Raw genomic sequence first — 13,915 nt, forward strand, 5'->3', positions numbered from 1 at the left:
GTCATTCTGAACGGGTCCTGACGGCTCCTGCGGGGAGTGCTGATGATCCGGGCCCATCTCGACAAGTTGTTCACCGTGGTGATCGCCGGCGTGCTGGCCGGGCTGGTGCTGGCGGCGGCGGCCCTCCCGGTCGCCCTGGTGCTCGGGCTGGGCTTCGGCGCGCTCTCCGCGCCCTACTCCGAGCTGCCGTCGAGCCTGCGCACCCCACCCACCGCGCAACGGTCGAACCTGTACGCCAACGACGGCCGCACCCTGATCACCTCGTTCTACACCGAGGACCGCGTCGAGGTGCCGCTGGCCAAGGTGGCGCCGGTGATGCGCCAGGCCATCGTGGCAGCCGAGGACACCCGCTTCTACCAGCACCGGGGCGTCGACCTGCGCGGCGTGGTCCGGGCCTTCACGGTCAACCGGCGCGACGGCGCGACCCGGCAGGGCGCCTCCACGCTGACCATGCAGTACGTGCGCAACGTGCTGGCCAGCGATCCCCGGCTGACCCGGGAGCAGCGCACCGCGGCCACCGAGATCACCGCCGCCCGCAAGCTGCGGGAGATGCGGTACGCCCTGTCGCTGGAGCGCGAGCTGGACAAGGACGAGATCCTCGGGCGCTACCTCAACATCGCCTACTTCGGCGCCGGGGCATACGGCATCGCGGCCGCCAGCAAGCGCTACTTCTCCACCTCGCCGGCGAACCTCACCCTGCCCCAGGCGGCCCTGCTCGCCGGTCTGGTCCGCTCGCCGGACACCGACGACCCGATCAACGGCGACGCCGACGCGGCGCTGCGCCGCAAGGCGTACGTGCTGGACCGGCTCGTCGACGCCGGGCAGGTGTCGACGGCCGACGCGGCGCAGGCGAAGGCCGCCCCGTTGTCCCTGCGCCCCAGCCAGACCCCGAACGACTGCACCGCCGTGCCGCGGGAGCAGGGCGACTGGGGCTTCTTCTGCGACTGGTTCACCCAGTGGTGGAGCGCCCAGCCGGCCTTCGGCGGGTCCGCCGCCGAGCGGCAGGACACCCTGCGCCGGGGTGGCTTCCGGATCGTCTCGTCGCTGGACCCGGCAGTGCAGCGGGCCACCTTGCGGCAGGTGCTGGACATCTACTCCGTCACCGACCGGCGGGCCGTGCCGACCGCGGTGGTCCAGCCCGGCACCGGCCGGGTGCTGGCGATGGCGGTGAACCGGAACTACAGCGTGGCCGAGAACCCGGGCGGTCGGAAGAACTACCCGAACACCGTCAACCAGCTCGTCGCCGGTGGCGGCGGCATCGAGGGCTACCAGGGCGGCTCGACCTTCAAGCTCTTCACCATGCTGGCCGCCCTGGAGTCCGGGCTGCCGCTGGACACCCGCTTCGACGCCCCGACCCGGATCGTCACCCGGTTTCCGGTCGACGCGGGGCGGGCCAGCTGCGGCGGCTCCTGGTGCCCGGTCAACGCCTCGCCGGACTGGATGGACGGGCGGCACACCATGTGGACCGCCTTCGGCCGCTCGGTGAACACCTACTTCGCCTGGCTGATCGAGCGGGTCGGCGCGGACCGGGTGGTGGAGATGGCCGAGCGGCTGGGCATCATGTTCCGGGCCGAGGACGACGCCCGGCTGGCCCGCTCCGGCGCGCGGAACTGGGGCTCGTTCACCCTCGGGGTCTCCTCGACCACCCCGCTCGACCTGGCCAACGCGTACGCCACGGTCGCCGCCGAGGGGACCTGGTGCGCGCCGCTGCCGGTGGTGTCGATCACCGACAGCGCCGGGCAGGAGGTGGCCGCCGGCCGCCCGGACTGCCGGCAGGTGGTCGACACCGACGTGGCCCGGGCGGCGGTGGACGCGGCCCGCTGCCCGGTCGGCGACCAGACCATGTACCAGCGTTGCGACGGCGGCACGGCGGAGCGGCTCCGGCCGCTGCTGGGCCGCCCGGTGGCCGGCAAGACCGGCAGCTCGGAGGGGTACGAGAGCGAGTCGGTGGTCGCGTTCACCCCGCAGCTCGCGATCGCCTCGATGGCGGCGAACCCGGACGACCCGCGGGACGCGGTCGGCAAGGCGGTGCAGGCCCGGATGGTGGACGCGGTGGGCCGGGTGCTCCTCACCGCGCTCAAGGACCAGCCCGTCCGCGACTTCGTCCCGCCCAGCTCGGCGGTCACCTACCGCCAGGCCGGCCCCCGCGACGGCAACTGACCCGCGCCGGACCGGGTCACCCGGTGGCGTGCTCGGCGCCCCGGGCGATGTTGCGGGCCATGCCGCCGAACACGATGGCGTGGAAGGGGGCGACCGAGCCCCAGTAGGCGTGCCCGGCCAGGCCGCGGGGGAGGAAGACGGCGCGCTGCACGTACCGGCTGCGGCCGTCGGTGGTGGGCTCGACGCGCATCTCCAGCCAGGCCCGGCCGGGCAGCCGCATCTCGGCGCGCAGCCGCAGCAGCTCGCCCGGCACGATCTCCTCGACCCGCCAGAAGTCCAGCGCCTCGCCGACCTGGAGCCGGTGCGGGTCCCGCCGGCCCCGCCGCAGCCCGACCCCGCCGATCAGCCGGTCCAGCCAGCCCCGCAACGACCAGGCCAGCGGGAACGAGTACCAGCCGTGCTCGCCGCCGACCCCCTCGATCACCCGCCACAGCGCGCTGGTCGGGGCGGCCACGTCGCGTTCCCGGACGTCGGTGTAGACCGTGCCGCCGGACCACTTCGGGTCGCTGGGCAGCGGCTCGGCCGGCGCGTCCGGGCCGCTCGCGGTGGACCAGCGGGTCTCCACCTCGGCGTCGCGCACCTTGGCCAGCGCCAGCGCCACGGCCTCGTCGAAGCCGGTCAGCCCGCCCGGCGGGTCGGGGATGAACCGGGCGATGTCGTGCTCGCGCGCCACCGCCTCGTGGACCAGGCTCTCCACCAGCGGCCGGGCGATCTTGTTGGGCACCGGGGTGACCAGCCCGACCCAGTACGAGGAGAGCGACGGCGTCAGCGGCCGCACCCGCAGGATCACCCGGCGGCGCAGCCCGGCCACCCGGGCGTACCGCTGCATCATCTGCTCGAAGGTGAGCACGTCCGGGCCGGCGATGTCGAAGGCCCGGTCCACCTCGGGCGGCAGCGTCGCGCCGGCGACCAGGTAGCGCAGCACGTCGCGGACCGCGATCGGCTGGATCCGGTTGCGCACCCAGCGCGGGGTGACCATCCCCGGCAGCCGCTCGGTGAGGTAGCGCAGCATCTCGAACGAGGCCGAGCCGGACCCGATGATCACGGCGGCCCGCAGCACCACCGTCGGCACGCCGCTGGCGAGCAGGATCCGCGCCACCTCCGCCCGGGAGCGCAGGTGCGGCGAGGGGACCTCGCCGTCCTGCTTCGGCTCCGGGCCGCCGAGGTAGACGATCCGGCGTACGCCGGACCGGGCGGCCGCCTCGGCGAAGTGGGTCGCCGCCTCCCGGTCGGCCACCTCGAAGTCGGCCTGCCCGAGCGAGTGCACCAGGTAGTACGCGACGTCGACCCCCTCGAACGCGGCGGGCAGCGTCTCCGGCCGGCGCAGGTCGCCCTCGACCACCTCGGCCCGCGCCGCCCAGGGCACGTCGCGCAGCCGCCCGGCCTTACGGGCCAGGCAGCGCACCTCGTACCCCTCGGCCAGCAGCCGGGGCGCGAGCCGCCCGCCGATGTAACCCGTGGCTCCGGTGACCAGGCATCTCACGGTTTCCAGTGTGCGGCCCCATAGACTCCTTCGCTGTGGAGAACGCGAGCAACACCTTCTGGGGGCCGGACTTCCAGCAGCTCAGTACCGTCGACCCGGAGATCGCCGGGGTGGTGCTGGGCGAACTGGACCGGCTGCGCGGCGGCCTGCAACTGATCGCCAGCGAGAACCTCACCTCCCCGGCGGTGCTCGCGGCGCTCGGCTCGACGCTGACCAACAAGTACGCCGAGGGTTACCCCGGCCGGCGCTACTACGGCGGCTGCGGCGAGGTCGACCGGGCCGAGGAGATCGCCATCGCCCGGGCGAAGGAGCTCTTCGACGCCGAGCACGCCAACCTCCAGCCGCACTCCGGGGCCAGCGCCAACCTCGCCGCGTACGCCGCCCTGGTGCAGCCCGGCGACACGGTGCTGGCGATGGACCTGCCGCACGGCGGGCACCTCACCCACGGCAGCCGGGTGAACTTCTCCGGCAAGTGGTTCCATCCGGTCGGCTACACCGTCCGGCCGGACACCGAGCTGATCGACTACGACGAGGTCCGCGACCTCGCCCTGGCGCACCGGCCCAAAATGATCATCTGTGGCGCGACCGCCTATCCGCGGCTGATCGACTTCGCCCGGTTCCGGGAGATCGCCGACGAGGTCGGCGCGTACCTGATGGTGGACGCCGCGCACTTCATCGGGCTGGTCGCCGGCCGGGCCATCCCGTCGCCGGTGCCGTACGCCGATGTCGTCTGCTTCACCACCCACAAGGTGCTGCGCGGTCCGCGCGGCGGCATGATCCTCTGCCGGGAGTCACTGGCCGCCCGGATCGACAAGGCGGTCTTCCCGTTCACCCAGGGCGGCCCGCTGATGCACGCCGTCGCGGCCAAGGCGGTCGCGCTGCGCGAGGCCGCGCAGCCCGAGTTCCGGGCCTACGCCGGGCAGGTGGTGCAGAACGCCCAAGCGCTCGCCGCCGGGCTGGCGGCCGAGGGGATGCGCCCGGTCTCCGGCGGCACCGACACCCACCTGGCCCTGATCGACCTGCGCGAGACCGGGGTGACCGGCGCGGAGGCCGAGGCCCGCTGCGACGCCGCGACCATCACCCTGAACAAGAACGCGATCCCGTACGACCCGCAGAAGCCGATGGTGGCCTCCGGCATCCGGGTCGGCACGCCGAGCGTCACCACCCAGGGCATGGGAGTCCCGGAGATGCGTCAGGTCGCCTCGTTGATCGCCCGCGCGGTACGCACCGACCCGGCCGCGCCCGGGGGAGCGGACACGCTCGCCGGGATCGCCGGCGAGGTCGCCGAGCTGGCCGCCGCCTTCCCGGCGTACCCCCGTGGCTGAGCCCGGGGTGCGCGCGCCGGAGGGGGCCGCGGACCGGCGCTGGCGGCTGCGCCACCTACCGGTGCTGCTGATCGCCTCGGTGCTGCTGGGTGCGGTGGCCGCCCTGGTGGGCGGGGTGGTCGGCGGTGGCGACGCGGCGCTGGGAGCGGCGGCCGGGGTGGCGGTGACGGCGGCCAGCTACACGCTGACCACCGTGGTGCTGGCCTGGGCCGACGCGGTCAACCCGCAGCTGGTGCTCCCGTTCGGGCTCGGCCTGTACGCCGCCAAGTTCACCCTCCTGGGTGTCGTGATGGTGGCCGTGGCGTCGACCGGCTGGGACGGGCTGCTCCCGCTCTGCCTCGGCATCGCGGCGGGCGTGGCGGTCTGGACCGGGGTGCACATCTGGTGGCTGACCAGGGTGCACCGGCGCGGGGTCGCCGGCTGACCGGTCGGGCGCACACCGAGCGTGGTCGATTCGTGGCGGCGTCCCACCTGGCGGGCGACGCGCGCGTCTGTCCACCTTCGGTCATTCTCTGGCCGGCGGAAGGGGAGTAGCGTGCCTCCAGACGACTGCACCCGCCAGACGCCCACACAACGACGGTTGTGCGGGGGGTGAGGCACAGCCTCGTCTTCCCGGCTGATATCGTTCGCCCCGTCATGGCTGGTGACCAAACCCCCCAACCCAATGGCGGCTCAGGCGACGTTCCGTCCGGTGCCGGCCAGGGTTGGACCGCGCTCGGATACCTCATCACGGGCATGGTCTTCTGGGGTTTCATCGGCTGGCTGGTCGACCAGTGGCTCGACACCGGAGGCATCGCCACCGGGATCGGCGTCGTGCTCGGCATGGCCGGGGGAATCATCCTGGTCGTCCGCCGACTCGGCACGCCTACTTAGGAAGGGACGCGGTGTTCGGACAGGCGAACGTCCTGGCAGCGGGCCAGGCGGCATTCCCACCCAGTGTGGAGGACTTCTACCTGCCCAGCATCCTGCCCTGGGGTGCGCACGACTCCTACTGGTTCACCAAGATCACGGCGATGGTCTGGATCGCCGTCGGCGTCCTGATCATCTTCTTCCTGGCCAGCTACCGGAAGCCGCAGCTGGTCCCGACGAAGAAGCAGTGGTTCGCCGAGTCGATCTACGGCTTCGTGCGGAACAACATCGCGGTCGACATGATCGGGCACGCGGGCGTGCGGTTCGCGCCGTACTTCACCACGCTGTTCTGCTTCATCCTGCTGACCAACTTCTTCGCGATCCTGCCGGGCTTCCAGATCTCGCCGAACTCGCACATCGCCTTCCCGGCGATCCTCGCGGTGATCAGCTACGTGCTCTTCATCTACGCCGGCATCAAGCACCACGGCTTCGGCAAGTTCGTCAAGAACTCGCTGATCCCGCCGGCGCCCTGGTACATCCTGCCGCTGCTGATCCCGATCGAGTTCTTCTCGACCTTCCTCGTCCGGCCGTTCTCGCTGGCCGTCCGTCTCTTCGCGAACATGTTCGCCGGCCACATGCTCCTGCTGGTCTTCACGCTCGGCGGCTTCGCGATGCTCAGCGCCAACACCTGGCTGGCCCCGGTCTCGGTGCTGTCCTGGGTGATGACCATCGCGCTGACCTTCCTCGAGTTCCTGGTGATCGTCCTGCAGGCGTACGTCTTCACGGTGCTGACCGCCAGCTACGTGCAGGGCGCGCTCGCCGACGAGCACTGATCCACTTTGCACCAACCGTTGTCGTCCCGCGTGACCGTCACGCGTGATAACCAGGAGGAACCACACCAATGGACGCTAGCGTTCTCGCCGCGGTAGAGGGCAGCACCGCCGCCATCGGCTACGGCCTCGCGGCCATCGGCCCGGGCATCGGCGTCGGCCTGGTCTTCGCCGCCTACATCCAGTCGACCGCCCGCCAGCCGGAGTCGTCCCGGATGACCCTGCCGTACGTCTGGATCGGCTTCGCCGTCATCGAGGCCCTCGCGCTGCTGGGTATCGCCTTCGGCTTCATCTGGGCTGGCGCCTGATCCACCCCTGTTGACCGGGAGGTAACCATGTACCACCTGCTCGCCGCCGAAGGTGGTGAAACGGCGCACAACCCGATCGTCCCGCTGTGGCAGGAGCTCGTGGTCGGGACGGTCGCCTTTGCCGTGCTCTGCTTCGTGCTGATGAAGTTCGTCTTCCCCCGCATGGAGCAGACGTTCCAGGCGCGGGTCGACGCGATCGAGGGTGGCATCAAGCGCGCCGAGGCCGCTCAGGCCGAGGCCAACCAGCTCCTCGAGCAGTACCGCGCGCAGCTCGCCGAGGCGCGCACCGACGCCGCCAAGATCCGGGACGACGCCCGGGCCGACGCCGAGGGCATCCGCCAGGACATCCTCGCCAAGGCGCGGGAGGAGTCCGACCGGATCATCGCGGCGGGCAAGGAGCAGCTCGCCGCCGAGCGGGCCACCATCGTGCGCGAGCTGCGCACGGAGGTCGGCACGATCGCGGTCGACCTGGCCAGCAAGATCGTCGGTGAGTCGCTCGCCGACGAGGCTCGTCGCAAGGGCACCGTCGACCGGTTCCTGAGCGGTCTCGAGAGCGCGGGGGCCCGCTGATGCAGGCCGCCAGCCGGGAGTCGTACAAGGTCGCGGCGGAGCACCTCGACGCGTACGCGCGCAGTGCCGACCCGGCCGCGGTGGCTCACACCGCGAACGACCTGCTCGCCGTCGCCGGCCTGCTCCGGCGGGAGCCGCGGCTGCGACGGGCGCTCTCGGACCCCGCCCGGTCCGCCGCGGACCGTGCCGGTCTGCTCGGCGAGATGCTGCGGGGCAAGATCAGCGAGGGCGCGCTCGACCTGCTCGCCTCGCTGGTCTCCGGCCGTTGGTCGGCGCCGTCGCAACTGCTCGACGGCGCCGAGCGGCTCGGCGTGGAGGCCGTGCTGGCCAGCGTCGAGGCCGCGGGTGACCTGGGCGAGGTCGAGGACGAGCTGTTCCGTTTCGGGCAGGTCGTCGCCGGCCAGCCCGGGCTCAGCGCGGTGCTGTCGAACCCGGTCGCCCCGGTGGACCAGCGGGGCGTCCTGGTCGGCGAGCTGCTGGCCGGCAAGGCCAAGCTGGCCACCGTCCGCCTCATCGAGGTGGCGCTGGCCGGCTTCGGGGGGCGTTCCTTCACCGGATCGCTCACCCGGCTGGTCGAGCTCGCCGCCGAACGGCGGGACCGCCAGGTGGCCTACGTCACCGTGGCAGCCCCGTTGACTGACGAGGAGGAGCGACGCCTGGGTGCCCGCCTCTCCGCGATGTACGGTCGAGAGGTTTCCGTCAAGCAGACGGTCGACCCGGAGGTGCTCGGTGGGGTGAGCGTTCAGGTCGGCTCCGACCTGTACGACGGCACCGTCCTGCGCCGCCTCAACGAGACCCGCAACGCGCTCGCGAAGCGCTGACCAGCGTCTCCGCAGCCCCTGATCGACGCCATTCGGACCGGTCGGTACTAGGTATCCCGGGACCCTGATACTTAAGGAAGCAGAGGATGGCCGAGCTGACCATCTCGACGGAGGAGATCCGCGGCGCCCTGGAGCGCTACGTCTCCTCCTACACGTCCGACGTCTCCCGCGAGGAGGTCGGCACCGTCGCCGACACCGGCGACGGCATCGCCCACGTCGAGGGCCTGCCCTCGACCATGACCAACGAGCTCCTGGAGTTCGAGGACGGCACGCTCGGCGTGGCGCTGAACCTCGACGTCCGGGAGATCGGTGTCGTCGTTCTCGGTGACTCCGCCAAGCTGGAGGAGGGGCAGCGCGTCAAGCGCACCGGCCGGGTGCTCTCCGTGCCGGTCGGCGACGCCTTCCTCGGCCGTGTGGTCGACGCGCTCGGCCAGCCGATCGACGGGCTCGGCGACATCGCCAACGAGGGCTTCCGCGAGCTGGAGCTCCAGGCCCCGAACGTGATGTCCCGGCAGTCCGTCGACGAGCCGCTGCAGACCGGTATCAAGGCGATCGACGCCATGACCCCGGTCGGTCGGGGCCAGCGTCAGCTGATCATCGGTGACCGGAAGACCGGCAAGACCACGGTCGCCCTGGACACCATCCTCAACCAGCGCGACAACTGGCGCTCCGGCGACCCGAAGAAGCAGGTCCGCTGCATCTACGTCGCCATCGGCCAGAAGGCCTCCACGATCGCCTCGATCAAGGGCATCCTGGAGGAGGCGGGCGCGATGGAGTACACCACCATCGTCGCCTCCCCGGCCTCCGACCCGGCCGGCTTCAAGTACCTCGCCCCCTACACCGGCTCGTCCATCGGGCAGCACTGGATGTACGGCGGCAAGCACGTCCTGATCGTCTTCGACGACCTGAGCAAGCAGGCCGAGGCGTACCGCGCCGTGTCGCTGCTGCTGCGTCGCCCGCCGGGCCGCGAGGCGTACCCGGGTGACGTCTTCTACCTGCACTCCCGCCTGCTGGAGCGCTGCGCGAAGCTCTCCGACGAGCTGGGTGGCGGCTCGATGACCGGTCTGCCGATCATCGAGACGAAGGCCAACGACATCTCGGCCTTCATCCCGACCAACGTCATCTCGATCACCGACGGCCAGATCTTCCTCGAGACGGACCTGTTCAACCAGGGCGTCCGGCCGGCCATCAACGTCGGTACCTCGGTCTCCCGGGTCGGTGGCGCCGCGCAGGTCAAGCCGATGAAGAAGGTCGCCGGTTCGCTCCGGCTCAACCTGGCCCAGTACCGCGAGCTGGAGGCGTTCGCCGCCTTCGCCTCCGACCTGGACCGGGCCTCTCGGGCCCAGCTGGAGCGCGGTTCCCGCCTGGTCGAGCTGCTCAAGCAGCCGAACTACTCGCCGTACCCGGTGCAGGAGCAGGTCGTCACGGTCTGGGCCGGCACCGAGGGCAAGCTGGACGACATCCCGGTCGGCGAGGTGCGTCGCTTCGAGTCCGAGTTCCTCCAGTACCTGCGGCACAAGCACGAGGGTGTCCTGGCGGCGATCGCGGACAACAAGTGGGGCGACGACATCGTCGGCTCGCTGGACTCGGCCATCACCGAGTTCAAGCAGGTCTTCCTGGGCAAGGAGGACGAGCGTCGGATCAACGAGGCCCCGGCCGCGCCGCTCGAGGGCGAGGAGAACCGCGAGACGGTGACCCGCTTCCGCGACGGCTCGACCGACCGCCCGGCCGAGAGCTGATCCATGGCGGCCCAGGTTCGCGTTCTTCGTCAACGGATCCGCTCGGCGAAGTCGATGAAGAAGATCACCAAGGCGATGGAGCTCGTGGCGACGAGCCGGATCGCCAAGGCCCAGGCCCGGGTGGAGGCGTCCCTGCCGTACGCCCGGGCCATCACCGGCGTGCTCACGGCGCTGGCGTCCAACGCGCGGATCGACCACCCGCTGCTCACCCCGCGTGAGCAGGTGCGGCGGGCGGGCGTGCTGCTGGTCACCAGCGACCGCGGCCTGGCCGGTGGTTACAGCTCCAACGCGATCAGGACGGCGGAGTCGCTGATCGCCCGGCTCAAGGCCGACGGCAAGGAGCCGGTGCTCTACGTCATCGGCCGCAAGGGCGTCGGGTTCTACCGGTTCCGCGACCGGGACATGGCGGCGAACTGGACCGGCTTCTCGGAGCAGCCCTCCTTCGCCGACGCCCGCGAGGTGGGCGAGACGCTGATCAAGGCGTTCTCGGCCGGCGCGGACGACGCGGACGGTCAGGCCGGGGCGGACGGGGTGCTCGGGATCGACGAGTTGCACATCGTCTACACCGAGTTCCACTCCCTGATGACCCAGACGCCGGTCGCGAAGATCATCGGCCCGATGCAGGTCGAGGATCGTCCGAAGTCCGAGGGGCTGCTGCCGGCGTACGAGTTCGAGCCGGAGGCCGAGGCGCTGCTCGACGCGCTGCTGCCGAAGTACATCAACACGCGGATCTACGCGGCGTTGATCGAGTCGGCGGCGAGCGAGTCGGCGTCCCGGCGGCGGGCGATGAAGAGCGCCACGGACAACGCCGAAGAGATGATCGAGAAGTACACGCGCGAGATGAACTCGGCCCGCCAGGCCGGGATCACCCAGGAGATCAGCGAGATCGTCGGCGGCGCCAACGCGCTGGCCGCGTCGGGAAGTGAAGTGTGATGACTGCCCCAGTAGAGACCAAGACGGCCACGGGTCGCGTGGTCCGGGTCATCGGCCCGGTCGTCGACGCCGAGTTCCCGCGCGACGCCATGCCGGCCCTGTTCAACGCCCTGAACGTCGATGTGACGCTCTCCGGCGGCGAGAAGACGCTGACCCTTGAGGTCGCCCAGCACCTGGGCGACAACATGGTCCGCGCGATCTCGATGCAGCCGACCGACGGCCTGGTCCGTGGCGCGGAGGTCCGCGACAGCGGCTCGCCGATCACGGTGCCGGTGGGTGACGCGGTCAAGGGCCACGTCTTCAACGCCATCGGCGAGTGCCTCAACCTGACCGAGGGCGAGACCCTCCAGGCGGACGACCGGTGGGGCATCCACCGCAAGGCCCCGGCCTTCGCCGACCTGGAGCCGAAGACCGAGATGCTGGAGACCGGCATCAAGGTCATCGACCTGCTCGCCCCGTACGTCAAGGGCGGCAAGATCGGCCTGTTCGGCGGTGCCGGCGTGGGCAAGACGGTGCTCATCCAGGAGATGATCACCCGTGTCGCCCGTAACTTCGGTGGTACCTCGGTCTTCGCCGGCGTGGGTGAGCGCACCCGCGAGGGCAACGACCTCATCGCCGAGATGACCGAGTCCGGCGTCATCGACAAGACCGCGCTGGTCTACGGCCAGATGGACGAGCCGCCGGGCACCCGGCTGCGGGTGGCGCTGTCCGCGCTGACCATGGCGGAGTACTTCCGTGACGTGAAGAAGCAGGAGGTGCTGCTCTTCATCGACAACATTTTCCGCTTCACCCAGGCCGGTTCCGAGGTCTCCACGCTGCTCGGCCGCATGCCGAGCGCCGTGGGTTACCAGCCGACCCTGGCCGACGAGATGGGCGAGCTCCAGGAGCGGATCACCTCCGTCCGGGGTCAGGCCATCACCTCGATGCAGGCGATCTACGTGCCCGCCGACGACTACACCGACCCGGCGCCGGCCACCACGTTCGCCCACCTGGACGCGACCACCAACCTGGAGCGGTCGATCTCCGACAAGGGCATCTACCCGGCCGTGGACCCGCTGGCGTCCTCGTCCCGGATCCTCGCCCCGGAGTTCGTCGGCCAGGAGCACTTCCAGGTCGCCACCGAGGTGAAGCGGATCCTGCAGCGCTACAAGGACCTGCAGGACATCATCGCCATCCTCGGCATCGAGGAGCTCTCCGAGGAAGACAAGATCACCGTGGCCCGGGCCCGGCGGATCGAGCGCTTCCTGTCGCAGAACACCTACGCCGCCGAGCAGTTCACCGGCGTGCCGGGCTCGACGGTCCCGATCAGCGAGACCATCGAGGCGTTCAAGAAGATCAGCGAGGGCGAGTACGACCACTTCCCCGAGCAGGCCTTCTTCATGTGCGGCGGTCTCGAGGACCTGGAGCGCAAGGCGAAGGAACTGATGTCGGAGGGCTGAGAACTCCGCCACAACTGACGAAGGCCACCCCGGTTCGCCGGGGTGGCCTTCGGCCGTTGCGGGCCTGGTCGGACCGGATGTCCGATTGTCGGGAGAGCGATTCCCACGAGAGCGGGGTACCGTTTCGAGCGCGACGCCCGCCAATCGGCGTCGATCCGGTGCAACTTTTCGGCTGCGTCCGCCCGTCCCTTGAGTTGTGGGCGTGACGACGAATGGAGAAGCTCGTGGGTAAGGCCGGCAAGGGCGGCGGCAAGCCGTCCATGTGGTCGGGCGTGCCGCGGTGGGCCAGGACGTGCACCATTTTCGGCGCCGTGCTCATGCTGCTCAGCGGCGTGGTGCTGGTCGGCTACGAGGCGCTGCTGGCCCGGTACGAGGGCGCCGTCGGCAAGGCCGACCTCTTCGGCGACCAGGCGGCCGGGGCGCAGGAGCGCAAGAGCGACGTCAAGGGCCCGCTCAACATCCTGCTGGTCGGCACCGACCCGCGTAAGCCGGAGGACCGGCCGCTGGCCGACTCGATCATGGTGCTGCACGTGCCGGAGACGATGGACCGGGCGTACCTGTTCTCCCTGCCCCGCGACCTGTACGTAGACATCCCGCAGTTCGACAAGGCCGGCTACTCCGGCGGCGCCGGGAAGCTCAACGGGGCCATGTCGCACGGCAGCGTCGTGCAGGGGCAGAACCCGAGCGCCCCGCAGGGCTTCGAGCTGCTCGCCAAGACCGTGCAGAACGTGACCGGCATCGAGCGGTTCGACGCCGGCGCGATCATCAACTTCACCGGCTTCCAGAAGATCGTCGACGCGATGGGCGGCGTCGACATGTACATCGAGCGGGACGTGCGGTCTGAGCACCGCGAGCCCGACGGCACGCACCGCAAGGGCAACCCGAGCGGCCCCGGTTACATCGGGCCGCAGGCGGAGTACAAGAAGGGCAACCAGCACCTGAGCGGCTGGCAGGCGCTGGACTACGTGCGGCAGCGCTACCCCAAGAACGGCGTCCCGGACGGTGACTACGGCCGCCAGCGCCACCAGCAGCAGTTCATCAAGGCGATGGTCAAGCAGGCGTTCAGCGCCGACGTGGTGACCAACCCGATCAAGCTGGACCGGGTGATCCGGGCCGCGGGCCAGTCGCTGACCTTCAACGGCCGGGGCAACAGCGTGGTGGACTTCGCCGTCGCCCTCAAGGGTGTGCGCCCGGAGAACGTCGAGCTGATCAAGCTGCCGGGGGAGGGGATCGGCACCGGCAGCGCGTACCGGGGCGAGCGGCTGCTGCCGGCCGCGGACGACTTCTTCACCGCGCTGAAGAACGAGCAGCTCGACGCGTTCCTGCTCGAACACCCGGAGTTCCGCAACCGGAACAAGTGACCTCCGCGCCACCGCCGGGCCGGCCTCCCGCCGGCCCGGCTCCGCGTGTCACGACACCGGGTGGCGCAGGTCTCGCCACCCGCGTTGGGGCGCTCCC

General features: G+C 70.9%; 13 protein-coding genes. 12 read left to right on the forward strand and 1 reads right to left on the reverse strand.

The genetic code is table 11. The features are described 5' to 3' along the window. Window positions 1-42 precede the first annotated feature (42 nt). Window positions 43-2,160, forward strand: a complete 2,118-nt coding sequence (locus tag FHX75_RS22185; RefSeq protein WP_154942270.1) for a transglycosylase domain-containing protein — start codon at window positions 43-45, stop codon at window positions 2,158-2,160. Window positions 2,161-2,176: 16 nt separating this feature from the next. Here the strand turns inward: FHX75_RS22185 and FHX75_RS22190 are convergent, their stop codons facing one another. Next, window positions 2,177-3,643, reverse strand: a complete 1,467-nt coding sequence (locus FHX75_RS22190; protein ID WP_154942271.1) for an SDR family oxidoreductase — start codon at window positions 3,641-3,643, stop codon at window positions 2,177-2,179. A gap of 35 nt (window positions 3,644-3,678) precedes the next feature. Here FHX75_RS22190 and FHX75_RS22195 point away from each other — a divergent pair, with 35 nt between their 5' ends. The 11 genes from FHX75_RS22195 to FHX75_RS22245 all read left to right on the forward strand — a co-directional run bounded on the left by FHX75_RS22195 (window position 3,679) and on the right by FHX75_RS22245 (window position 13,818). Further along, window positions 3,679-4,968 (forward strand): serine hydroxymethyltransferase, encoded by a 1,290-nt coding sequence (locus FHX75_RS22195; protein ID WP_211364544.1) that lies wholly within the window; start codon window positions 3,679-3,681, stop codon window positions 4,966-4,968. Then, the gene (locus FHX75_RS22200; protein ID WP_154942273.1) at window positions 4,961-5,392 is read left to right on the forward strand and encodes a hypothetical protein; all 432 of its coding nucleotides are present in this window, start codon (window positions 4,961-4,963) and stop codon (window positions 5,390-5,392) included. Before FHX75_RS22195 ends, FHX75_RS22200 begins: the two co-directional genes overlap by 8 nt. Before the next feature lie 212 nt (window positions 5,393-5,604). Beyond that, window positions 5,605-5,841, forward strand: coding sequence for an AtpZ/AtpI family protein (locus tag FHX75_RS22205; protein ID WP_154942274.1), 237 nt, complete (start codon window positions 5,605-5,607; stop codon window positions 5,839-5,841). Between the two features lie 11 nt (window positions 5,842-5,852). Further along, a complete protein-coding gene (gene atpB, locus FHX75_RS22210; RefSeq protein ID WP_154942275.1) occupies window positions 5,853-6,650 on the forward strand; it encodes a F0F1 ATP synthase subunit A in 798 nt (265 codons plus the stop codon). Window positions 6,651-6,718: 68 nt separating this feature from the next. Further along, window positions 6,719-6,955: an ATP synthase subunit c family protein gene (locus tag FHX75_RS22215; RefSeq protein ID WP_088960568.1), complete on the forward strand. Its 237-nt coding sequence runs from the start codon at window positions 6,719-6,721 to the stop codon at window positions 6,953-6,955. Between the two features lie 27 nt (window positions 6,956-6,982). Then, on the forward strand, window positions 6,983-7,525 hold the full coding sequence (locus FHX75_RS22220) for a F0F1 ATP synthase subunit B (protein ID WP_088960569.1): 543 nt from the start codon (window positions 6,983-6,985) through the stop codon (window positions 7,523-7,525). Further along, window positions 7,525-8,346 carry a F0F1 ATP synthase subunit delta gene (locus tag FHX75_RS22225; protein WP_154942276.1) on the forward strand — a complete coding sequence of 274 codons (822 nt, stop codon included), beginning with the start codon at window positions 7,525-7,527 and terminating at the stop codon, window positions 8,344-8,346. Before FHX75_RS22220 ends, FHX75_RS22225 begins: the two co-directional genes overlap by 1 nt. Before the next feature lie 86 nt (window positions 8,347-8,432). Then, a complete protein-coding gene (gene atpA, locus FHX75_RS22230; protein WP_154942277.1) occupies window positions 8,433-10,085 on the forward strand; it encodes a F0F1 ATP synthase subunit alpha in 1,653 nt (550 codons plus the stop codon). 3 nt (window positions 10,086-10,088) lie between these two features. Beyond that, window positions 10,089-11,018: a F0F1 ATP synthase subunit gamma gene (locus FHX75_RS22235; RefSeq protein WP_154942278.1), complete on the forward strand. Its 930-nt coding sequence runs from the start codon at window positions 10,089-10,091 to the stop codon at window positions 11,016-11,018. Then, window positions 11,018-12,457 (forward strand): F0F1 ATP synthase subunit beta, encoded by a 1,440-nt coding sequence (gene atpD, locus FHX75_RS22240; RefSeq protein ID WP_154942279.1) that lies wholly within the window; start codon window positions 11,018-11,020, stop codon window positions 12,455-12,457. The genes FHX75_RS22235 and atpD overlap by 1 nt, the downstream gene beginning before the upstream one ends. 212 nt (window positions 12,458-12,669) lie before the next feature. Continuing rightward, window positions 12,670-13,818, forward strand: a complete 1,149-nt coding sequence (locus FHX75_RS22245; RefSeq protein WP_154942280.1) for an LCP family protein — start codon at window positions 12,670-12,672, stop codon at window positions 13,816-13,818. Window positions 13,819-13,915: the final 97 nt, after the last annotated feature.

Source organism: Micromonospora palomenae, assembly GCF_007829925.1.
In the GTDB taxonomy this organism is placed as follows: domain Bacteria; phylum Actinomycetota; class Actinomycetes; order Mycobacteriales; family Micromonosporaceae; genus Micromonospora; species Micromonospora purpureochromogenes.